At 61.0% G+C, this 18280-nt stretch carries 29 protein-coding genes; 2 read left to right on the plus strand and 27 right to left on the minus strand.

All coding sequences use genetic code 11. From position 1 onward, the window contains the following. Positions 1-2: 2 nt before the first annotated feature. From HS961_RS20305 to HS961_RS20380, 16 genes are all read right to left on the minus strand, one after another. Positions 3-488 (minus strand): hypothetical protein, encoded by a 486-nt coding sequence (locus HS961_RS20305; protein WP_182325120.1) that lies wholly within the window; start codon positions 486-488, stop codon positions 3-5. A 16-nt stretch (positions 489-504) separates the two neighbouring features. Beyond that, complete coding sequence (locus HS961_RS20310) at positions 505-885, minus strand: hypothetical protein (protein WP_182325122.1); 381 nt, start codon at positions 883-885, stop codon at positions 505-507. After that, positions 882-1160 (minus strand): ASCH domain-containing protein, encoded by a 279-nt coding sequence (locus tag HS961_RS20315; RefSeq protein ID WP_182325124.1) that lies wholly within the window; start codon positions 1158-1160, stop codon positions 882-884. The genes HS961_RS20310 and HS961_RS20315 overlap by 4 nt, the downstream gene beginning before the upstream one ends. 243 nt (positions 1161-1403) lie before the next feature. After that, the gene (locus tag HS961_RS20320) at positions 1404-1643 is read right to left on the minus strand and encodes a DUF7446 family protein (protein ID WP_182325126.1); all 240 of its coding nucleotides are present in this window, start codon (positions 1641-1643) and stop codon (positions 1404-1406) included. Positions 1644-1792: 149 nt separating this feature from the next. After that, entirely contained in the window at positions 1793-2005 is a 213-nt protein-coding gene (locus HS961_RS20325; RefSeq protein ID WP_182325128.1) for a hypothetical protein, read from the minus strand. 22 nt (positions 2006-2027) lie between these two features. Then, entirely contained in the window at positions 2028-3263 is a 1236-nt protein-coding gene (locus HS961_RS20330) for a DNA cytosine methyltransferase (protein WP_327012006.1), read from the minus strand. Then, on the minus strand, positions 3178-3393 hold the full coding sequence (locus HS961_RS20335) for a hypothetical protein (protein ID WP_182325132.1): 216 nt from the start codon (positions 3391-3393) through the stop codon (positions 3178-3180). Before HS961_RS20335 ends, HS961_RS20330 begins: the two co-directional genes overlap by 86 nt. Before the next feature lie 5 nt (positions 3394-3398). Beyond that, entirely contained in the window at positions 3399-3674 is a 276-nt protein-coding gene (locus HS961_RS20340; protein ID WP_182325134.1) for a hypothetical protein, read from the minus strand. Then, the gene (locus tag HS961_RS20345; RefSeq protein ID WP_182325136.1) at positions 3671-5731 is read right to left on the minus strand and encodes a replication endonuclease; all 2061 of its coding nucleotides are present in this window, start codon (positions 5729-5731) and stop codon (positions 3671-3673) included. Before HS961_RS20345 ends, HS961_RS20340 begins: the two co-directional genes overlap by 4 nt. Before the next feature lie 3 nt (positions 5732-5734). Then, positions 5735-6208, minus strand: a complete 474-nt coding sequence (locus tag HS961_RS20350) for a hypothetical protein (protein ID WP_182322474.1) — start codon at positions 6206-6208, stop codon at positions 5735-5737. Further along, positions 6205-6369, minus strand: coding sequence for a hypothetical protein (locus tag HS961_RS20355; RefSeq protein ID WP_182325138.1), 165 nt, complete (start codon positions 6367-6369; stop codon positions 6205-6207). Before HS961_RS20355 ends, HS961_RS20350 begins: the two co-directional genes overlap by 4 nt. After that, complete coding sequence (locus tag HS961_RS20360; RefSeq protein WP_182325140.1) at positions 6366-6761, minus strand: DUF7673 family protein; 396 nt, start codon at positions 6759-6761, stop codon at positions 6366-6368. Before HS961_RS20360 ends, HS961_RS20355 begins: the two co-directional genes overlap by 4 nt. A gap of 108 nt (positions 6762-6869) precedes the next feature. Continuing rightward, a complete protein-coding gene (locus HS961_RS20365; RefSeq protein WP_182325142.1) occupies positions 6870-7307 on the minus strand; it encodes an ogr/Delta-like zinc finger family protein in 438 nt (145 codons plus the stop codon). A 52-nt stretch (positions 7308-7359) separates the two neighbouring features. Continuing rightward, on the minus strand, positions 7360-7830 hold the full coding sequence (locus HS961_RS20370; RefSeq protein ID WP_182325144.1) for a hypothetical protein: 471 nt from the start codon (positions 7828-7830) through the stop codon (positions 7360-7362). Continuing rightward, entirely contained in the window at positions 7805-8041 is a 237-nt protein-coding gene (locus HS961_RS20375; protein WP_182325146.1) for a hypothetical protein, read from the minus strand. Before HS961_RS20375 ends, HS961_RS20370 begins: the two co-directional genes overlap by 26 nt. A 36-nt stretch (positions 8042-8077) precedes the next feature. Further along, a complete protein-coding gene (locus HS961_RS20380) occupies positions 8078-8293 on the minus strand; it encodes a hypothetical protein (protein WP_182325148.1) in 216 nt (71 codons plus the stop codon). A gap of 105 nt (positions 8294-8398) precedes the next feature. Here HS961_RS20380 and HS961_RS20385 point away from each other — a divergent pair, with 105 nt between their 5' ends. Further along, a complete protein-coding gene (locus HS961_RS20385; protein ID WP_182325150.1) occupies positions 8399-9157 on the plus strand; it encodes a LexA family transcriptional regulator in 759 nt (252 codons plus the stop codon). A 26-nt stretch (positions 9158-9183) separates the two neighbouring features. Further along, positions 9184-9723, plus strand: coding sequence for a zinc ribbon domain-containing protein (locus HS961_RS20390; protein WP_182325152.1), 540 nt, complete (start codon positions 9184-9186; stop codon positions 9721-9723). A gap of 72 nt (positions 9724-9795) precedes the next feature. Here the strand turns inward: HS961_RS20390 and HS961_RS20395 are convergent, their stop codons facing one another. The 11 genes from HS961_RS20395 to HS961_RS20445 all read right to left on the minus strand — a co-directional run bounded on the left by HS961_RS20395 (position 9796) and on the right by HS961_RS20445 (position 18274). Further along, on the minus strand, positions 9796-10875 hold the full coding sequence (locus HS961_RS20395; RefSeq protein WP_182325154.1) for a contractile injection system protein, VgrG/Pvc8 family: 1080 nt from the start codon (positions 10873-10875) through the stop codon (positions 9796-9798). A 6-nt stretch (positions 10876-10881) separates the two neighbouring features. Then, complete coding sequence (locus HS961_RS20400; protein WP_182325155.1) at positions 10882-11382, minus strand: phage tail protein; 501 nt, start codon at positions 11380-11382, stop codon at positions 10882-10884. Between the two features lie 12 nt (positions 11383-11394). Beyond that, positions 11395-13926 carry a phage tail tape measure protein gene (locus HS961_RS20405; protein ID WP_182325157.1) on the minus strand — a complete coding sequence of 844 codons (2532 nt, stop codon included), beginning with the start codon at positions 13924-13926 and terminating at the stop codon, positions 11395-11397. Between the two features lie 24 nt (positions 13927-13950). Beyond that, positions 13951-14193 carry a hypothetical protein gene (locus HS961_RS20410; RefSeq protein ID WP_182325159.1) on the minus strand — a complete coding sequence of 81 codons (243 nt, stop codon included), beginning with the start codon at positions 14191-14193 and terminating at the stop codon, positions 13951-13953. Between the two features lie 17 nt (positions 14194-14210). Then, a complete protein-coding gene (locus HS961_RS20415; protein ID WP_182325161.1) occupies positions 14211-14342 on the minus strand; it encodes a GpE family phage tail protein in 132 nt (43 codons plus the stop codon). An 8-nt stretch (positions 14343-14350) separates the two neighbouring features. Further along, positions 14351-14698: a phage tail assembly protein gene (locus tag HS961_RS20420; RefSeq protein ID WP_182325163.1), complete on the minus strand. Its 348-nt coding sequence runs from the start codon at positions 14696-14698 to the stop codon at positions 14351-14353. Positions 14699-14823: 125 nt separating this feature from the next. Beyond that, positions 14824-15333, minus strand: coding sequence for a phage major tail tube protein (locus tag HS961_RS20425; protein WP_182325165.1), 510 nt, complete (start codon positions 15331-15333; stop codon positions 14824-14826). A gap of 39 nt (positions 15334-15372) precedes the next feature. Next, entirely contained in the window at positions 15373-16563 is a 1191-nt protein-coding gene (locus HS961_RS20430; protein ID WP_412101667.1) for a phage tail sheath protein, read from the minus strand. 190 nt (positions 16564-16753) lie between these two features. Further along, complete coding sequence (locus HS961_RS20435) at positions 16754-17170, minus strand: hypothetical protein (RefSeq protein WP_182325169.1); 417 nt, start codon at positions 17168-17170, stop codon at positions 16754-16756. A 118-nt stretch (positions 17171-17288) separates the two neighbouring features. Next, positions 17289-17762: a hypothetical protein gene (locus HS961_RS20440; protein WP_182325171.1), complete on the minus strand. Its 474-nt coding sequence runs from the start codon at positions 17760-17762 to the stop codon at positions 17289-17291. Further along, a complete protein-coding gene (locus tag HS961_RS20445; RefSeq protein ID WP_182325172.1) occupies positions 17759-18274 on the minus strand; it encodes a hypothetical protein in 516 nt (171 codons plus the stop codon). Before HS961_RS20445 ends, HS961_RS20440 begins: the two co-directional genes overlap by 4 nt. Positions 18275-18280 lie beyond the last annotated feature (6 nt).

Here is an 18280-nt window from a genome sequence, read left to right on the forward strand (position 1 = left end):
GGTCAAGCCTCCATGCTTTCAGCTGAAAATTCCAGCGGTTTAATCACATCGGCCCGCACCGTCCCCGCCATCACATCGTGCGACAGCAGCCGCGCGCCAGGCTCAAACCTGCGCGCCAAGTTGGAGTAGCTGCAAAACAGGTCGATGCTGATATCGGCGGCCAGCGACAGCTGGGCGCCCCAGCTGGCATCCCAGCGGTGCCCGTCCACCGCCATGCCCACCACGGTGGCTAGCGCCTGGTGCAGGCCGGGCCGGTTGTTACCGGCCACCGGGATGGCTCGCGCAATCTCTGCGCCCATTCCAAGCAGGTACGCGAGGCGGGCCAGCAGCTCAGGCTGTGCCGTCTGGTGGTCGGTCATCATGCAGTGCAGGCCCAGGTTGACCACATCGGCCTGCATGCTCTGGCGCACCATCAAGGCCTCGATGGGCGATGCCTTGCGGTAGATGCCGTTTTTCGTGGACCGGCTGTGGGTCGGCAGTCGTTGCATGTGCCTGGTTGAAGATTTAGCCATTGGTGGCTCCTTTGTCTGGGCATGGAACTACTGACAGCATGGCGTCCAGCATCCGCTGCGGTAGGCCGTCAACACCGTTGGCTCGGTGCAGCACCTTAACGGCGGCTTCGTGCATTGCTTCTGTCACAACCACCACTGGCGCAGCCTGCCGCGCTGATAGCTGGGCCTCTCTCTGCCGAAGCTCCTCCTCTTTTTGATCAAAGTGCTGCACGTATTCAGAGAGTTTGCCGTGGTACTCCTTGGCTAGGCCATCGATGTACACGAGCTCTTGAATGACTGCTCTCACGGAATCAGCTGCTTTGGGGTTGCCTTCGCGCTCAAGTAGAGCAACAACCTCCCGAGCACTGCGAATTGCTTCTTTCTTGTCGATCATGTTGCCCTCACATCGATGGCGTAAACCTGCACTGGCTCGGTGCCAAAGTGCGGGTGGGTGATGGTTTTGATGGTGTATCCACGCCATGGGCGCACCAGGCGCCGGGCGTGATCGTCGCGGGCGGGGTAGCCCAGCGTCAGGATGATCTGGGCATAGTCGCGGCCCTCCAGGCGCTTGGCCCAGTGGGTTGTGCACAGCCGGAACTCCTCGGGCTTGGTGCCGTCGCGTATGGCCTCGAAGTATTCGCGCTTGAGCGGCAGGTGCAGGGTGGTCATGGTGCTCCTATCGTTGCCGTCCACGGCGCTGTTGTTCATCCTTCCACTGCGCGCGCCGGCGTTCGCTAGACCAAGCGTTCTGCGGTCGGTTCAAATCATGGCCACGGATGTCTCTGTCCTTTATGGATGGCAGTTGCTGTTTGGGCTCGGCTTCGCCTCGTTCCACATGCATGCCCGCTTGGGATAGGGCCAGCACTGCAAGGGCCGAAATGCGGCCGCTTCCGATAATTGCTATTCGTCTGGTCATGGTGCTTCCTTGGGGGCGGGCTCGGCCTGGGCTGCCTCTTGAACAGTGACGATCCAGCGTTTGCCGCCGCCCTCAATGTCGAAAGTTCCGCCATGGAATTCGGCTTTCCCGATCACTGCGCCAAGCACATCGCTGGTTACATCGCGCTTTTCACCGGTAAATGCAACGCCTGCTTTGTCGATCCGGCCTAGGAAAATTCGGCCCGTAAGTGGGCTGCATGCGATTCGTTGGGTCATTTGCTGTCCTTCTGTGGTTGGGCCTGGGCGGGCTGGACCTCCCTCTGCTGGGCGCGCTGGGCAAGGTGGGTCAGCTGCCAGGGCGCGGGAAGGATGGGATCTGGTTTCATGTTTTTCTCAAAAAATTTGAAGGAGGCGATCAGCTTTGGTCAGTCTTTGCGCTCTACGGACAGAACCGCTTTGCCGGTCAGCCATCGAGCCTTTTCTGCGGCGTCATCGCTGCTTGCCGCTTTCAGGTGGATAGGCTCAACCAGCTTTCTGCCTTCTTCGCCCTCCAAGTCCCAGGTGCTGGCCGTGACTGGATAGACAAATGCGCGATAGCTGCGCATGGCCTGGATGTTGGTTGCTTGGGTAATGGTCATAGTTGTGGTCTTTCGGTGGTGGTCAGATCAGGTCTTGCGTGGCTTCGATGAAGGTTTGCGCGGCTTGCGCGTTGATGGCATTTCCGTAGGCGCGCAGGCGTCCCACTCGGGCGGCAGCCCCATGAGCCAGCGGGAATGTGCCGGGTTCAACTGGCCGCCACTTTCCATCCCGGCACAGGAGCCAATCAGCAGCTCGCCAGAGGCCGTTAACCGGGCCGGGCCCTGCGCTTCCTTGCATTGCTGGGCCAGGGAGCTGCCCGTCATTCCCTCGGTGATCCCCGTTCCCGATCTGGTCGAGTCCGAGGCGCTCGGGGTTGTCCACCCCGCCAGCATTGCGAAGTCGTTCAGATTCGAGCCGTGGCGCGTCTCGCCCATCGCTCGCTTGGCTTGGCCGCCCCCCGTGCTGTCGCTGGTCTGCGGTGTCGGCCAGCCCGCCAGATTGGCCGCATGGTTCAACGTGATGTTTTTGGTCGTTGCCTCGATCGAGGGACAACGCAGCCCGTCCGTGCTTGTGGCTGTTGGCCAACCGGACAGCAGCACCTGATGACAAAGCTGCACCTGCCCCGGTCCCAGGCGGTTGCCCAATTTCGAGTCCACGGTGTTGGGGGTACGCCAGCCCGCCAGCAGCACCACCGGCACCCAGACGCCGCCCAGCTCCACGCACTGCAAGCCAGTAGGTTCGGTCGCGGATGTGCGGGGCACCGACGCCCGCAGACGGGAACGCAACCGCCCCGAAGGCATACGCCAGGGCTTCCATGTCAGTGTGTACAAGGTCGAGCCAAGGGTCTGCGTCCTTGCTTGCAACCTGCTCTCCAAGGATTGCTGCAGGGCGGCGCTCGCTGATGAGGTGGTGGAAGGCTGGCCACAAGTGCCGCTCGTCATCAAACGCAGAGCCTTGGCCTGCCTGGCTGAAAGGTTGGCACGGACAGGAACCAGTCCAAACAGATCGGTCATCTGGCCAGCCTGCGGCGCGCAAGGCATAGGACCAAACACCAACGCCTGCGAAGAAGTGGCATTGGGTGTAAGGCCTGAGGTCATCGGGGTGAACATCTTCAATACTCCTTTCGTCTACATCACCTGGGGCGATGTGGCCCGCAGCAATGAGGTTGCGCAGCGTCTGCGCGGCAAACTTGTCGATTTCGTTGTAGTAGGCGGGCTTGATCGGCATGGACTCAGCCCACCAGCCGCAGTTGGTTCGGGTTCTCATCTGGAATTGGCTCCGCTTTGGGCTTGCGGCGGCGCTTGGCCTTGGCGGCATCGGCGGCCAGGCGCTCGCGCTCGGCGGCAAAGACTGCGGCCAGGTGGCTGGCGTCGTGGCCGGTGCCCACATAGGCGCCAGGCTTGCGCTGGTAGGTGTGGGTGCGGGGCTCGGTGCGTTTTGCGTTCATGGCACTTACTCCTTTGGTTGCTGGGTGGTGGTGGAAAAATCGGCGCGCATTAAGCGCGGGTGGGTCAGGCCAGCGATCAGCCCAAGAAGGAAGCGATCGCCCATATCTGCAAATTCCAGGATCTCGCGCTTCATTGCCTGGCGGGCCTCGGGGCCGTCCTGCATGTCGTCGCACACGCGGCGGCCTGCATCCAGTGCCTGCTGCAGCAGCGGGCTGATTTCGCGTACGCGGCGGCCCGGCTGGGGGGCGGTGGCGTTGATCTGGGCGGGGGTTTTGGTCATAGCCATGCGCCTTCCTCAAACTCGACGGCCTCGATTGCGGCCTGTAAGCTGCCCAACTCCTGCAATCTGGTGGTCAGCAACTCGGTGTTTTGGGTCGCATCTAGGCGGGCCGTACAGTTATTGAAACGAGTCCAAGCGGCAGGCAGAGCCTGCCGGGACGCGGTTGCACCTACGCCCTGCGCTTGGCCTTCTTCATGCTCAAAATTCGGGCCGTCCACTGCAGCACCTGCAGCAGATTCGGCGGTTTGAATAAAGGGCTTCCATGCAATGCGGCGGCTCACTAGGTAGCGCCCGCACATGCGCCCGCGCTGTGGCGTCAAGCCAATCAGTCGCCCGCATTTCAGTTCTTCCCCGTATTTGTTGGCGGCGCCCTCTTCCACATGGCGGCGAACGGGGGCCAGGTGCCAGTCGGTGCGCTTGCGTGCATGGCCGCCCATGGCCTCCATAAACTCGCACCAGTTGGCCTTGATCTCGCCATTGCGATGGCAGGCGCGAAACGCCTGCACGGTTTGGCTGTCGCCCTCACGGTCAAACAGCTCCAGCTGGTCATGCGTCACCCGGCGCAGCTCACGCCACACCGTCACCGATGGCATGCCGATGGTTTGGAATTGGCGAATGCCCCAAGTAGCGGCCCAGGCATCCACACGCAAATGGCCGTTGACGATTTCCGGCTTGGCCTTCTTTGCTGGTGTGGCGCCGTCGATAGCCGTGGCTTGCCCTGCCTCGCCCTCAAGCGCGGGGGCCGTCATCCGCATTTCGATCAGCTCACCGTCCACCAAGTCGTAATGCTCAGCCAGGGCATGGTGGCCCACGGACTTGGATATGTACTTGGCCACGTAACCAGCAGCACCACCCGACACCATCCGTTTGATGTTGACGCGGTTCTGCTTGGCGCCGGGTTCATCGCCGCCATCACTGAGCCAGTAGTGCCGAATGGTTTCTTCCAGCTGCTCGGCTTGGGCTTCCGTCTCCACCCAAAACAAGGCGTGCCAGTGTGGGGTGCCGTCGTGGTGGGGTTCGGCCACGCGTAGGCCGTAGGGGCGCACATTCTGGCGGTTCAGGCTGGCCCGGGTTTTGGTCCATTTGTCACGCAACCACAGCTGCGCATCGCGCGGTGTCGCGCCCCTGTAGTTCTTATTGCGCACCGGCTTGCCCCCGCCCACCGTGATGGGATGAAAGCGGCTTGGCGCTGTCAGGGTGACAAACAAGCCCACATGCGCCCGTTGATCTGCATATTCTTCGGCGCCCCGGATACGGGTCATCAGCTCGCCACCACGCACCAGCGGATTGCTGGTGCCCAGGGCTGCCAGTTCGCCCAGGTTGTAGACCTGGCCCGCTTCGTTAGTGAACAAGGTTTGCTGCAGGGTGGCGGCGTTGCGTGCCACCTGCTGGCGGCGGCGTGTCATGCCTGCATTGCTGACGTATTTGCCTTCCCGCAAATGCACCTGGCCCATGCTGATAAAGCCAGCCTCCACCACGCGGGCAACGTGACTGCGCAGGCGGCGGCGCCACCACTTGGGGTCTTTGGCCCGCTTAATGGCTGGCTCACCTTTGATGGGCTGTTCTTCGGTGATACCGATCACGCGCGCGATCTTGCGCACCATGTCCACGCGGGCATGCAGCGGCACACCGGCTACAGCGGCCCAGGCGTCCAGCTCTTCCACATCAAAAACCAGCTTATTGGCCCAGTCGCGGATCTCTTCGTCGCTCAGGTTGAACCGCAGCGCGGCGCCAAACTTGTCTTCGAAGTCGGCCATGGCTTGCATGCGATCCCAGGCGCGGAAGCTCTCGGGTGCTTGCTCCAGTTCCCACTTGTCATAAGCCACCGTGCCGCGCTTGATGTAGCGCGCCGATTTATCGCCCTGGCGCTTGGGGTCGTTCTGCGGGGTCAGCTCCACATAGGCATAGCGCGTGCGCAAGGCCTCCTGCCACTCCACGGGCGCAGATTCCACGATCCGTTCCAAATGGGCGTCAGCCAGTGCGTGGGTTGGGCGGTTTTGCAACCACTCATGCACGCTATTGCGCTTGGGCTCTTGGCGGGGGATGGGGCTGACCATGGTTTAGACCTTGGCGGCCAGGGCCGACAGCGGCAGCACATAGCGTTTGAACAAGCGCACCACACGTTTGATGGCTTCGCGCTCGGTATCCGGCATTTCTTGCCAGGCGCGGCTGGCCAGGCTGTGCAGCTCGGGCTTGCTCTTGGCCCGCACACCAGCTACGCGCAGCAGGCATTCGCGCATTTCAATGGGCAGACTGCGCCATTCGGCATCGGCTGCATCGCGGTACAGCCCGCCGCTGGCCTTTTTTGCAAACTCATCGCGCAGGCCATCGAGCATGGCCTTGGCTTCCTCGACAGTGACCCCTTGATTCTTGAGCGGTGGCACTATGGGTGCAGGGCGCGAAGGCTTTCGCGTAGCAATCTCAAAGTCAGGCGCCAGGCATTGCAGCTGCGGCACATCGCGCACAGGCAGCTTGCGCAGGCCATAGGGCAATGCGGCTGCCACTGCGTTGGCTTCAGCCTTGTCTTGCTTCATGCTCGGGCCAGCCCTTTAACTGCAAAGCCGCCTACCTGCACGCCAACTTGCTCGGCGATATCGCAGGCCGCATCCCAAGCCGATTGCATGCAGCTGGCCAGAATGTGGTGGGTGTGCCCCGTGCCGCTGGCAGCGCGGTAGTGCATCGCGTACATGCTCATGCTGCACCGCCCATCTGCAGCTCCCCGATGCGCTCCACTGGCTGCAGCCACTCCTTTTTGCAGCGGCCCTTCATCTTCCACAGGTGTGCCAGGTGCTCAAATCGGGCACCGAAGTCGTTGCGGCCATACAGCAGATCAAGCAACGCATGCACTTCCATTACCGGGCGGCGATCCATATCCAGCAGCGCCATAGCCATACCGAAGTGACGCTGATCAAGCAGGCGCAGATCGGTCAGGTCAAATGGGAAGCGGGGGCCGTTGTACAGGCCCAGCAAAATGCCTGCAGCCACGCGCGCACCGCTGTGGCAATGGCCGCTGGCCAGGTTGAAGAAATGCACCAATGCGGCATGCTGTTCCTCTTGCGTGTATTCGATTTGCGTTACTTCGGTCATCGTCTTACCTCCGGTTTTTGGGCAAAAAAATCCCCTGCCAGGCCCGCAGGCCTTGCAAAAATTGACTGGTTTGGGTGTTGGGGTGGCCGCTATTGAGCGGCTCGGGCGCTAGCTGCTAGCGCCTGCCGGCTTGTCGCCTGCAAACAGGTCGCCCGTGATGGGCTGAGTGAACTGGGCGGCGTGGGCCGCCTCACCCGCATGGTCGAGTACCACGCGCATCAGGTCGCGGCGCACATGGGTGGACAGCGGCAGATTGACGGTGGGGTCAGGCGTGGCGCTGGGGCTCAGCGTGCGCACAATCTCGGTGGTGGCCACAAAGGTGTGGCCGCATTCCACGTTGGTGCATTGATAGATGGTTTCGCGCATCGTGGCGCTGACCGGCTTGCTGGTGCGAATCTCGCAGGTTGCCTTGCAGTGGGGGCACTCCATGCGGGTGCCTTCCATGCGCAGGCGTCGGCCCGTGTGGTTGCCGCGCGGCTTACGCAACTCGGCCTGTTTCAACACCGCCTTGTGCAGCGCCTTTTGTTTTGCTGTGATGTGCATCATGGTGTGCCTCTGTGCCGTCGATATAGCCACTTTTGAGCCGCTCAAGAGCCGCTCACTGCTTGGCAAAGAACTGCACCTGGCCACGCTGCTGCTTGTACAGCTGCAGGCCCAGCAGGTAGACAAAGCGCAGGAACGGCGCTGCATGCTCCAGGCCCAGGCTGTTGGCCATATCCATGGCCTTCTGCTGCTCGGATGGGAACAGACGCAGGCCCGCCAGCACGTTGGGGTACTTGGCCCCCTCGCCCTCCGGCTTGGCATCCACGCCACTGCCGAAGTAATACTGCAACTGATCCTGTTGGTCTTGCAGCTGCTGCCAGCCCATCAAAAACACGGTGCGCAGGAAGAATCCGCGCCTCCAGCATTTGGCACCAGCCAGGGCGTCGGCCTCCTGCATTTCTTTGTCGAACAGCCGCATGCTGGCCATCTTTTTGTCTGGCTGCTCTGCCTTGGCCACCAGGGCGCCCGGATTGCTGCCGCGCGCCAATTTGGTCAGGCGCTCACGTTGGTTTATTGCTGTTGTCATCTGCGCTCCCGGCTAGTGCCGTTGTGTTGTTGGTTGCCAGCTGCGGCCCGGGCCGCTTGCCTGTCATGGCTGCCACCATGCTGTCTAACTGCCTGCGGTTGAGCTGCTCTATAGCCGCTTCAATGCTTGGCAGCTGCATCGCCTGGCGGTACAGCTCCAGCTTTGCCAGCTGGTCTTTGCTGTAGCCGATCTGCTCGATGGAAAGCTGCATGGGTCATTGCCGCTTGTGTTGTGCGGGTGCCGCCAATTAGCAGGCGGCGCCGGCGCTGTGTTGGTGCGGAACGTCGCCCAGGCCCAATGCCTTCAGCTCGTTATCCACCCGGCGCATCGTCATGTCGTAGACCAGCGTTGCCGGTTCGGTTTTGAGGCGCGAGGCCATCACCTCCAACATGGCCCAGTCCTCTGGGCGGAATCGCACGGTCTTCTTGGCCGTGCGTGCGTGATCCGGGTTCTTGTATGCCATTTGCCAAGCCTCCCCGCCTACGGCGGTGTCGTGTACCATCCCCAGAAGGGACGTAATTTGGTGTTACGGCTGGATATTACTACGGTTTTTCAGAGAAGCCAATAGATGACTACGAAAAGAGATAGTAAAAGTCTCGATTTAGATAGCTTAACTCTCGAAACGGGGAGGCGCCTCAAAGAGGAAAGGCTACGCCTTGGCTTGAAAGCAACGGATTTCGAGAATCATGGGGGCTGGCCCGCAAGCACTGTCTACGGCTGGGAGTCGGGCAAGTCCTCTCCAAAATCAGAGTTCTATGCGACCACTGCCTCGCTCGGCTTCGATATTCCGTACATCATCACCGGTAAGAGGTCGCAAAACCTCTCCGCACCGGTGATGGATGTGCTTGCACCGCGCCGCGCAGGGCTCACAGGGCCTGCCCCGAAGCCAGCCCATTCCGAGGACACGCTCTATATCCCACTGCTTAGTGCAACCGGCAGCATGGGGCCAGGCACCGAAGCACTGGCCGCCGATGTCGTCATGGGTGATGTCCCTATTTCCCTTATCTGGGTGCAGATGAACCTGCCGCGCAGCCGGCCCGAGGCGTTGCGCCTGGTGCATGCGTATGGCGACAGCATGCGCGGCACTCTGGAAAGCGGTGACTTTGCCCTAGTGGATACTGATATTCACTCGGTCGATATTGATGGGGTGTATGTGCTGGAAGCGCACCAGCGCCTGTTCATCAAACGCGTGCGGCAGCGCATGGATGGAAGATATGAGATCAGCAGCGACAACCCAGCAATCAAGCAGACCGACATTCTGAACGGCGGTCACGAGGTGCGGATCTGCGGCATGGTTGTGTACGGGTGGAACGGTCGCCGTTTTTAAAATCAGAAAAGCTTAAAGGGGAATCCATGGCAATCGTCTTTTGCAGGGAGTGCAAAAAGGAAGTATCAGACGCAGCAGCAACTTGCCCACACTGCGGCATCGCTGAACCAGGCAAAGGCGCAAAGCCTAAGCCTACCGCTAAAGACACCATCGTTGGTTTAGTGGTGGTGTGCGCGGTGGTCGGCGGCCTTGTGTTCGCATGCACCGATAGCAAAGAAGAAAAGGCTGCGGCTGCAGCAAAGGTTGAAGCTGATGCGGCTGCGTGCAAGAAGGATTTACAGTGCATCGGAGACAAAGCCAGCATGGTGGCCGCGCGCCCGTGCGCAGCTGCGATTGAGCGCTTGGCCAGAGGTGAGGTTACCTGGACTGATGGGACGCTAGGCACCAAGTTTCCTAACTTCCGGTGGCTGAATGACAGTAAAGCACAGGTCACCCTCATGGGCGACAAGGTGCAATTTGTGAATGGCTTTGGAGCCAAGATCAACATGAAATACTTTTGCCAAGTCGATATGTCTGGCAGCACCCCTATCGTGCTGAATGTGAACGCAGCAGAAGGTCGGTGGTAAAGAGCCGCAAAAACCAAAGCCACTCAAGAGTGGCTTTTTTTGTGTCCTGCAACCTTTGAGGCGCTTCAACCCTCATTCATCATCGTCGTCATCCGCGTCGTCTGTTTTCGTCGGCGCGTCATCCTCCCCGTTCCGCTCCATCTCCAGCTTCGTCGTAAATCCCCCGTCCCCGGTCAGCTCGCTGGTCACCGTTTTGATAAGCCAATCCTGGCCGTCAATCTCAGGTTTGAAGCCGCTGACCTTGACCGGCGTTTGCACTGCCAGCGCCGGCTGGCCGATGGCCAGGCTGATCTGCAGGGTGGCCTTGCCGCGCACAATGCGGCCCATCTCGGCCTGCGCGGCCGCCAGCGCGTCGCCCTCTGTGGCGTATGTGTCCTTGAGCGTTTTCAGATTGGTTTCAGTGCCCGCGACTGAGGCCCGGCGCTGACTCTTGTTGGTGTCACCCCAGTACGCCCGCACGCCGCTGTAACTGTCGCGCTCCGAGCTGTTGTAGCTGTGCTGGTCACCAGCGCGGCGCGTCAGCACGACGGCCGGCATAGCCTTGCCGCTGGCGGTGGCTGCGCCGTTGATTGGCAGGAACAGAAGAACGCCTTTTTTGACCGTAGCCACAGCGTCATGCTGCCGGCCAATGCGGGTCAGAAAATGCACCGGGCTTTCGTTGGTCTGGTCAATGTGCTGCACGCGCTTGCTGGCCAGGCTTGCCCCCACCTTGGCTTCCAGGCCGTTGGCGTTGGCTACGTCTTTCACGATCTGGCCCAGGGTGGTGTCGTGCCAGCTGCTGCTGGTGCGGCTGCGCAGTCCCTTGCCAAGATTGGCACTGCGCGCGCGAATGTTCAACACATCAGGGGTGCCGTTGTGGCTGATTTCGTCAACGGTAAATTCGCCCTTGTCCACTAGGCCGTGACCCACCCAGCCCCAGCGCAAGGCAACGGTGGCGCCCTTTGGTGGGATGGCCAGCTTTCCGTCATGGTCGCTCAGCTCCACATCGAGCTGGTCAGCTTCTTCGCCGCGGCTCTCCGTCAACGCAATACGGATCAAGCGCCCGTTGATTTTCGGCCCTATATCTTTGCCGTTGATGGTCAGCAAGTAGGTGGGCTGGCGATATTCGCTGCCGGCGTCGAGCGCCTCAGGTTGTTGAGTTGTCTCAGCCATTGCCTATCACCATTTATCGTCATCATCATCAGCGCCCAGCCACCAGTCCCAGGGGTCGCCGCCATACCAATCGTCATCCCCTGCGCCGCTGTCTGGCCCTGTGTCCAAGCCGCCAGACGGGTCAACCTGCTGCGCATCCACGCGGGCCAGGGACAGCGTGAACTCGACCTTACGCGCCGCACCTTCGCGGATGAAAACGCTGCGCGTCGTGTTCAGGCTTTCAATCACCCAGGCGCCCAGCGCCTCACCGGTTCCGGTGCAGAGGTTGTAGGCCTTGCCTGCATCTGCCATTTCGGCCAGACGATCAAGGGCCTTGCGGTCGCCCATGAACTCGGGCACCTGCAGGCCGGTCAATGTGATCTTGTCATCCCCTGGCCCCACATACTGGCGCGCTGGCCGGTCGCCCACCCGGCTGCTGCTGGGGTGGCGCCATTCCTGGCTGCGCTGCAGATCGTTGTAGGCCAGGGTCGAGAGGCCAAATACAAATTGGCCCAGGGCTGCCATCATGCTGCGCTACTCCTAGTCAATGTCCGTCAGGCTGCTGCCACGGCGGGCGGCCTTTTGCCGCTCAATGCGTTCAATCTCGGCTCGCACAGCGGCGCCGATCTCGTCGCCCTTGGCGTTGCCTTGCACGGTGATGCTGATGGTGTAGTAGCTGGCACCGCCGCCAGCAGCTGCGCCACCGGCCGGGGCCGATGCCGCCATGCTGGCCATATCTGGCATCGGCAGCATGCCGCCCATCGGCAGCGCCATGGCACCCATTGGCACCAGGGTGGCCGCCGCCATTCCCAGCGCCGCATTGCGCACCAGGCCTGAGCTGCCGGTAATGCCCTGCGCGGCCCCTTCGCCCACGTAGCCGCCCAGCTCAGCAAACACGCGGCTCGGGCTGTGGATGCCCAGCTTTTCTTTGAACCAGCCAATGCTGCTGCTGGCCACTTCGCCCACGGCATCGCGCACGGCCGCAATGCGGCTGGTGATACCACTGACCAAGCCCTGAATAATGTTGGCGCCGGCATTGAAAAACTGGCTGGTCAGGCCCATGACAGCCTGCAGGCCGCTGCCAATGGCAGAGGTCAGGTCTTCCCAAAGCATCTTTGCACCGCCCACCACATCATCCCACCGCTGATAGAGCAAGGTGGCAGCAGTAATCACAAGCCCTATCGGGCCAAGAAGTCTTAAGAATGTGAGGCCAAATCTCAGCACCGTAGGAATATAGGCACTTAAGCTTCCTACCCACTGCCCCAGGCGGGTGAACCATCCCAGCGCTCCGCCGACTGCATTACCTGCTCCAGCCCATAGCCGCCCCAATAGCCCCACAGCGGGCGCTGCCCCCGCCGCTGCCACCCTGGTGGCGACCAGGTTCAGCAAAAAGCGCGACAGCAAGAATCGTGCAATGGTCATGGGCCCAAGTAGCGCAAGGATGCCGATGCCAAGGGCCCCGCCAACGGTCAGCAACGCCGCAGCGCCGCCGACCACCATCATGATTCCTTTTGCCAGTCCAGGGTTTGCGCGCGCCCAGGCACCGATGCCGTTTGCCACATCTCCTAGCCATCCGAGAATGGCTTTAAGTTCAGGGGCTATCGCTTGGCCGAACTCGGCGAGCATATTTGTGAAACTACCCTGCGCGGCCTCAGCAGCATTCGTCAGCGTTTTGAGCTGCTCATTCACACGCATCTGCAGGCTGGCCTGGTCTGCCAACTTCTTGGCCGCCTCTTGGTATCCATCGGCACCCTTGGTGATCAAAGTGTTGACCACCTGCAGAGTTTCAGCATCGTCTCCGAACAGCTCATTGATCACCAAGCCGCGCTGCATGGTGTTGAGCTTGTCCAGCTTCTTGAGCTGCTTAAACATCTTGTCGATGCCGCCAAACTCTCCTTTGCCGTTGCTGAAATCCAGTGAGAAACCCGCCTTTGCACCACTGAGCGCTTTGTTAGCCTTTACCAGCTTCTTCTGGCTCATGCTGGCTTGGAAAACCTTGCGGATGGCGTTACCCGCGCTTCCTCCATCGGTCATACCTGCCTGATTCAGCATCACCATCATGGGGCTGAGCGCGTTCATCACCTCAAGGCCCTTCTTCTTGGTGATGTCCAGAACCGGCGCCATCTTGGTGAAGCCCGCCAGCATAAAGTCGGCATCTGCCCCGGCGTAGTGGCTGCGCTGCACCATGTCCAGAATGCCCATCATTTCGGCCTCTGTGGCACGGGTTGCATCCTGCATCTTTGCAGCCATAGTAGCCGCTTCTTTGGGCACCTTCTTCAGCTGAACCGCAAGGTAGGAAGCTGCCTCAGCTGTCCCCCCCAAAATGGTTTTATCGCTCAATCCCTCTTGGCTGAGCGCCTGCATCAGCTCGATGAAGTCCTTAGTGGTTCCTGGCAGCTTGTCGCCCAGCTTGGTGGCCAGGTCAACCATCTCCTTAAACGACTTCGGCACCTGGCCATCGGCGCGCATAAGTGAGGCGCTCAACTGCGTGCTGGCATCCTCGGCGGGCATGAACGCATCGACGGCGGCCTGGAAAGGTACGCGGGCCTTCTGCCCAGCCATTTGCGCACCAGCTGCAGCACCACCATACATGGCCATTTTCATCATGGCTTTGCTGTGGTTCTCGCGCAGGACATGCAAACGCTGCTCCACCTGCCGCTGCTGCTCCATCTTGTGGCGCTGTTGATCGAGCTTGGCATTCGTGGCCTGAATGCTGGTGGCCAAGCTGCGCTGGTCAACAGTTGCATTCGCCCAGCCGCTGGCGGCCATCTTTGATTGCAGGCCCTTGACAACGGTTAGTTGCTTTTCATAGTCAGCCGTCAGCTGCTTGAGAACCGTCCGTTTGACGCCGATGGCGCGGGCTTGCTCCAGCGCGCCACGCGCTTCGTCTAGGCGGTCGCGCTCTTTTTCAAACTTGGTTAACGCGCGCTGCTGAGCCATCAGCTGTTTAAGGGCCAGCTCGGTTTCGCCGAGCGCCCCGGCTGTCGCCTTGCTGCCCGTTGCCATGGCCTTGAGTGGGCCGGTGACCTTTTCAACAGCGGCGAAAAGAACCTCTAGCCGCAGCTTATCCATGGCACACCTCCGGTGCCACGATTACTACAGCTTGGCGCGCGCCTCGGATTCGCTCAGCATGCGCTGAGATTCGGCCACCAAAGCCGCGCCCTCTGCCGCCGAAATGTGCACGGGTTGCGAGCGGCCGTTGGCGGTGGGCGCACCGGCCATGCGCTGCACGGCTGATACGGCTTGTCCAGCCCAGTACCCAGCCAACAAGGGGAAACCCAGCAACGCGATTACCAGCGCCGCAATGGCCAGTAGCAGGAAGAGGGTTGTGGTGGTCATAGGTACGCATATTAATGCTATTTGTCAGGCTTTTTGTGCATCAGGTTGTAGCGGTCTACCGCCATTGCGCGCCACTGCATTAACTCGCCCAATTCCATATCGCACATGGACTGCAGCGGCCAATGCCAAATGGTGGCAATGTCGGCCATGGCATCCTCTACTGTTGGAGTGACTCCATGACTGAGTCCGGCACTAAAAAACGGGTGATCATTGCGCCGCAAGCCACCAAGTCCGCTGGATGCATGTTTTCCACCTCCTGTTTGACCAGTGTTGGCGTGGTAATGCGCGGAAGCACGAGCATGATTGCATCGGCTTGCATATGCATCAGCTCGGGAAGAACGATGCCCCGCAGTGCGCCGCCGAGAGGCACGCGCAATTGCACCTTTGTGATGGTGGTATCACCGCGCTTGATGGGCTGCTGCAGAGTGACGGTGTTGAGCTCAACGGGATTGACCTGACTTGGATCAGGGGCGGCCCCTGCGGTGATTTGCTCAGCTGTTTGCATGTTCTTCTCCGGGTTATCAAAAAGACAGCGGGCGCACGGTTTGATGCGCGGCCCGCTGTTGAAACTGGGCGGCCCCGTAACGAGACACGCCCAGCAGCTTGGCAAAGCTGCGTAGGGTTGCGGGCTTACGCGGTCAGAGCCGCGCGCACGGCGGCCATGTTGTCCACGCCGTCAATGTTTTCGATCATGTTGACAAAGTCGATTTCGACGAGGGTCTGGCCGTTGAGCACTTCCTTGTAGTAGCTCAGTTCCATCTTGTAGGTGTGCTCGGTTGCCTCGCCCACCTTGGCCTCTCCTTTGTCAATCTCGCTGATGCGGCCGCGCGCCACCACTTCGACAACATCCACCTGGCCAGTGCCCTCACTGTCGAGTGCACCAGCGAAGCGCAGCATGGTGCCGTCATGGATGCCCGAGCCAAAGCCACTGTGGCTGCCATCGGCCCAGCCGCCCATCTTGTACTCCATCGACAGGGCTTCCATGCCGAAGTCCTGCTTGACCGGGCCGCCCATTCCCCCGGCTTGGTAGTCATCCATCTTGCGGGTGAGTACCGGCAGAGTGACTGCGGGCACTTCGCCCAGGTAGCTGACACCGTCTTTGAAAACGGCAAAGTTCTTGAGTTTGCGGGGCAGTCCCATGGTGTTTCGTCCTTATGCGTGGTGGCGTTGTGGATGCGCTTACAGGCCCGTGGCCACGCGCTGGGCAAAGTCGCCCCAGTACTTGTCGCTGATGCGCTGGATAAATCCCAGATCCTCCAGCGGCGGGATAGGCGTGTAGTCGTAGTCGATGGTGAGCTTGCCCACCTTCAAGGTCTCGGTGGTGTTCACCTCGGTATCGAGCCACGCGGAGCCGCCCAGGATGTAGCCGCCATTCTTGAGGCTGCGCAGGCGGCTGCTGATGCCTTCGATGATGTCTTTGGCCAGGCTCGGGTGCATGGGCTTGTCCACCGCCCAGAAATGGCCTTCCGCCATGGTGTCGGCCAGCACATGCGCGGTGCGCACAGCGCTTTCAAAAGTGAACTCGGTTTCGATCGCGCAGGTGCGGCTACCCCACAGGCGGTAGCCATCCTGCGCGATCCAGGTGGTCACCTTGCCTTCGTTGAGCAGATCGGTATCGGTGGCCGTGCTTTGCAGGTCAAAGAAGACGGAATGCTCCAGGCCGGTGATGCCGTTCAGCGGCACATTGGAGATGGTCTTGTGCCAGCCTTGCTCGGTGTCGATCTTGGCGCGGGCACCCATGGCGAACGCCACAGCGGGCACCACCACGTTGGCCTTGGCAGTCGAGTCCCAGCGCATCACGTTGGGCCAGATGGCCATGGTTTCGCGCTTGCCGAAGCCCTCCGCGTAGGCAATGGCCTCGCTCACATCCTCGCAGCCATCGCAATATACATAGGCCATGGCGCGCAGCTTTTCAGCTGCTGCGGTCAGCGCTTCGGCAACGGGTTTAGCGTCCAGGCCAGGGGCGCCCAGGATGCGCGGTTTGACCTTGAGCTGGGATTGGGCATCAAGCAGCGCCTGAATGCCGGTGCGTTTGCCGCCGATGTAGTCGCCCACCACCTTGCTGATCTGGTCGGCCATTTTCTCTTCGTCGGTTTCGCCCACGCCTTCGGCCACGCGCACCACGATGATGATGGGCCGCACTTGGTCGGCGATGATGGCCAGCGCCTGAGGCAGCGTGCCTTCGCTGCCGGCTGCTGCCTGGGCTTTGCTGATGCTGCTGAACAGCACGGGCTTATCCAGGGGGAAAGCTGCCGCGTCTGCATCGGGGCCGGTGGCCACCAGGCCAATGACCGCGGTCGATGGAATGCGCAGCTCAGCGGTGCCGCCCGAGACTTCTACAACGCGCACGCCGTGGTGGTAATTGGCCAGGTTTCCTGTCGCCATATTCGGATACTCCAAAGGGTGAATGGGTGCGCAAGCCGGTGCATGGGCGCGCTTGATTTCTCTGTAGCCGTCAGTGTCTGCCGCGCGCGCGTGAAACTCCAGCAGCGGGCGCTGTGGCTGCGCCAGGCACAAAAATACCCGCCTGGGCGGGTTTGGGGTGAGGCTGGGAGCGGGGCTAGATCTCGGCAGCCACCACGCGCAGGCCGGCAAAGCGCATGTGCTTTTCAGGGGGCAGGCTGCTGTTGATCATTTCCGCAGTGACGTTCCAGATCCGGGGCTCGGTCATGGTGATGGTGAACGTGGCGCGGCCCGCTTCAAATAGCACCCGCTTAGGGTAGACGCGGCCATCCACGCTGGTGATGGGCATATCAAATGCCTCGTTTACCGGGTAGAGCTGGCCTCCCACCTCCATGCGCACCGATATGGTCAGCACGGTGCCCACCACAGTGCGCACCTCGGCGAAGGTGTCAGCGATGACAGTCTGGGCGTTGCTAGCGGCATCGGCGGTAATGTTCTCCACCACGATGCCCGGGCTTTGGTCGGCCTGCATGGCCACCGCAACCCATTTGCTGCCCGTCCATTTTTTTCCCATGGGCGCATCGCCCGAACTGATGGCAATCAGGTTCGGAGAAATAACCTCGCCGGCCAAGTTAGAGATAGCGAAGCAAACCCCGCTCGCGTCGATTTCTGCGTAAGTGTTTTGCATATTCTCAGGGGTTTAATTCTGTAATCTTCCAGCCAAAAAAACGGGTGCCCGAGGAGTTCTGCGCTCGGGTGATCGTCAACGAATTGGCGGTCAGGGTGTGGCCAGATAAGGTGCTGTCAACTACGCCACTACTTAGCACCCCGAACATGCTCACCTCGACCAGGCAGTTTGCGGGAACAACGGTTGAGATCGTCGCAGTACCTGTCAGCCCAACACCCGTGATCGAGATGGTGCCACTCTGAATGCTCTTGACCGGCGCCTTTCCCGATAGGCCATTTACCGCCGTCGTGACATGCGTTTTGACGTTATCGCGCGCCGCGTTGGTCGCCGTGTTGATGTTGTCCCGCGCGCTGGTGATGTCACCCCGGATGGCATTGGCCGTGGTTTGCACCGCCGCAAGATTGGTCAGCACCGTGCCCAAGTTGGTGGCCACCTCGCCCAGCTTTGCCAGTGTTTGAGCCAGTAAAGGAATGCTCATGCTGCCCCCTCGGTTGCGGCGGCGCTCTCCAGCCGCCCGTTGTTATAGGTCAGGGTTTCGGTGCGCTTTCGCCCGTCGTAGGTGGTCACCACGGTTTTGACGTTGCCGCCTTCGTCGTAGCTGATGGTGGTGACTGCTGGCTTGGCATCCAGCGTCTCGGTCACCACTGACACGCGTCCGTTGGGGTCATAGGCGATGCTGGTCGCGCTGGGGCCATTGGCCGGCCCCAGCCTCAAGTCAGCGCGCACCAGGGTGATTTCTTGCCCGGCTTTTCCGTTGACCGTTCGCACCCGCGCAGCGCCCAGGTTGTTGATGGCCTCCTGCAGCGCATCGAGCGCACCGTCTACCGCCTGGGCATCGGCCCGAGAGTCCACCAGCTCGCTCAGCTCGTGCAGCGCAGCGTCTACCGCACGGCCCAATGCGCGCAGTCGCTCCACATCCTCCGACAGCTTGTTTCCTGCATAGGGCAGCGGCAGGTCGTAAAACTCTGTGTTGTCTTCTTGGGTCGCCATGTCCAC

The organism is Comamonas piscis (assembly GCF_014109725.1).
GTDB classification, from domain to species: domain Bacteria; phylum Pseudomonadota; class Gammaproteobacteria; order Burkholderiales; family Burkholderiaceae_C; genus Comamonas; species Comamonas piscis.

Coding starts and splice junctions, on each gene's coding strand:
- HS961_RS20335 (WP_182325132.1), bottom strand. CDS start 3,393: ATGAACGCAAAACGCACCGAGCCCCGCACCCACACCTACCAGCGCAAG.
- HS961_RS20345 (WP_182325136.1), bottom strand. CDS start 5,731: ATGGTCAGCCCCATCCCCCGCCAAGAGCCCAAGCGCAATAGCGTGCAT.
- HS961_RS20395 (WP_182325154.1), bottom strand. CDS start 10,875: ATGGCTGAGACAACTCAACAACCTGAGGCGCTCGACGCCGGCAGCGAA.
- HS961_RS20400 (WP_182325155.1), bottom strand. CDS start 11,382: ATGATGGCAGCCCTGGGCCAATTTGTATTTGGCCTCTCGACCCTGGCC.
- HS961_RS20315 (WP_182325124.1), bottom strand. CDS start 1,160: ATGACCACCCTGCACCTGCCGCTCAAGCGCGAATACTTCGAGGCCATA.
- HS961_RS20435 (WP_182325169.1), bottom strand. CDS start 17,170: ATGGGAAAAAAATGGACGGGCAGCAAATGGGTTGCGGTGGCCATGCAG.
- HS961_RS20390 (WP_182325152.1), top strand. CDS start 9,184: ATGGCAATCGTCTTTTGCAGGGAGTGCAAAAAGGAAGTATCAGACGCA.
- HS961_RS20365 (WP_182325142.1), bottom strand. CDS start 7,307: ATGATGCACATCACAGCAAAACAAAAGGCGCTGCACAAGGCGGTGTTG.
- HS961_RS20405 (WP_182325157.1), bottom strand. CDS start 13,926: ATGGATAAGCTGCGGCTAGAGGTTCTTTTCGCCGCTGTTGAAAAGGTC.
- HS961_RS20380 (WP_182325148.1), bottom strand. CDS start 8,293: ATGGCATACAAGAACCCGGATCACGCACGCACGGCCAAGAAGACCGTG.
- HS961_RS20445 (WP_182325172.1), bottom strand. CDS start 18,274: ATGGCGACCCAAGAAGACAACACAGAGTTTTACGACCTGCCGCTGCCC.
- HS961_RS20425 (WP_182325165.1), bottom strand. CDS start 15,333: ATGGGACTGCCCCGCAAACTCAAGAACTTTGCCGTTTTCAAAGACGGT.
- HS961_RS20350 (WP_182322474.1), bottom strand. CDS start 6,208: ATGAAGCAAGACAAGGCTGAAGCCAACGCAGTGGCAGCCGCATTGCCC.
- HS961_RS20325 (WP_182325128.1), bottom strand. CDS start 2,005: ATGACCATTACCCAAGCAACCAACATCCAGGCCATGCGCAGCTATCGC.
- HS961_RS20355 (WP_182325138.1), bottom strand. CDS start 6,369: ATGAGCATGTACGCGATGCACTACCGCGCTGCCAGCGGCACGGGGCAC.
- HS961_RS20340 (WP_182325134.1), bottom strand. CDS start 3,674: ATGACCAAAACCCCCGCCCAGATCAACGCCACCGCCCCCCAGCCGGGC.
- HS961_RS20305 (WP_182325120.1), bottom strand. CDS start 488: ATGCAACGACTGCCGACCCACAGCCGGTCCACGAAAAACGGCATCTAC.
- HS961_RS20415 (WP_182325161.1), bottom strand. CDS start 14,342: ATGGCCGACATTGCCACCATTTGGCATTGGCCGCTGCAGTCCATGTGC.
- HS961_RS20310 (WP_182325122.1), bottom strand. CDS start 885: ATGATCGACAAGAAAGAAGCAATTCGCAGTGCTCGGGAGGTTGTTGCT.
- HS961_RS20370 (WP_182325144.1), bottom strand. CDS start 7,830: ATGACAACAGCAATAAACCAACGTGAGCGCCTGACCAAATTGGCGCGC.
- HS961_RS20320 (WP_182325126.1), bottom strand. CDS start 1,643: ATGACCCAACGAATCGCATGCAGCCCACTTACGGGCCGAATTTTCCTA.
- HS961_RS20440 (WP_182325171.1), bottom strand. CDS start 17,762: ATGAGCATTCCTTTACTGGCTCAAACACTGGCAAAGCTGGGCGAGGTG.
- HS961_RS20375 (WP_182325146.1), bottom strand. CDS start 8,041: ATGCAGCTTTCCATCGAGCAGATCGGCTACAGCAAAGACCAGCTGGCA.
- HS961_RS20360 (WP_182325140.1), bottom strand. CDS start 6,761: ATGACCGAAGTAACGCAAATCGAATACACGCAAGAGGAACAGCATGCC.
- HS961_RS20330 (WP_327012006.1), bottom strand. CDS start 3,263: ATGCCGCCAAGGCCAAGCGCCGCCGCAAGCCCAAAGCGGAGCCAATTC.
- HS961_RS20410 (WP_182325159.1), bottom strand. CDS start 14,193: ATGACCACCACAACCCTCTTCCTGCTACTGGCCATTGCGGCGCTGGTA.
- HS961_RS20385 (WP_182325150.1), top strand. CDS start 8,399: ATGACTACGAAAAGAGATAGTAAAAGTCTCGATTTAGATAGCTTAACT.
- HS961_RS20420 (WP_182325163.1), bottom strand. CDS start 14,698: ATGCAAACAGCTGAGCAAATCACCGCAGGGGCCGCCCCTGATCCAAGT.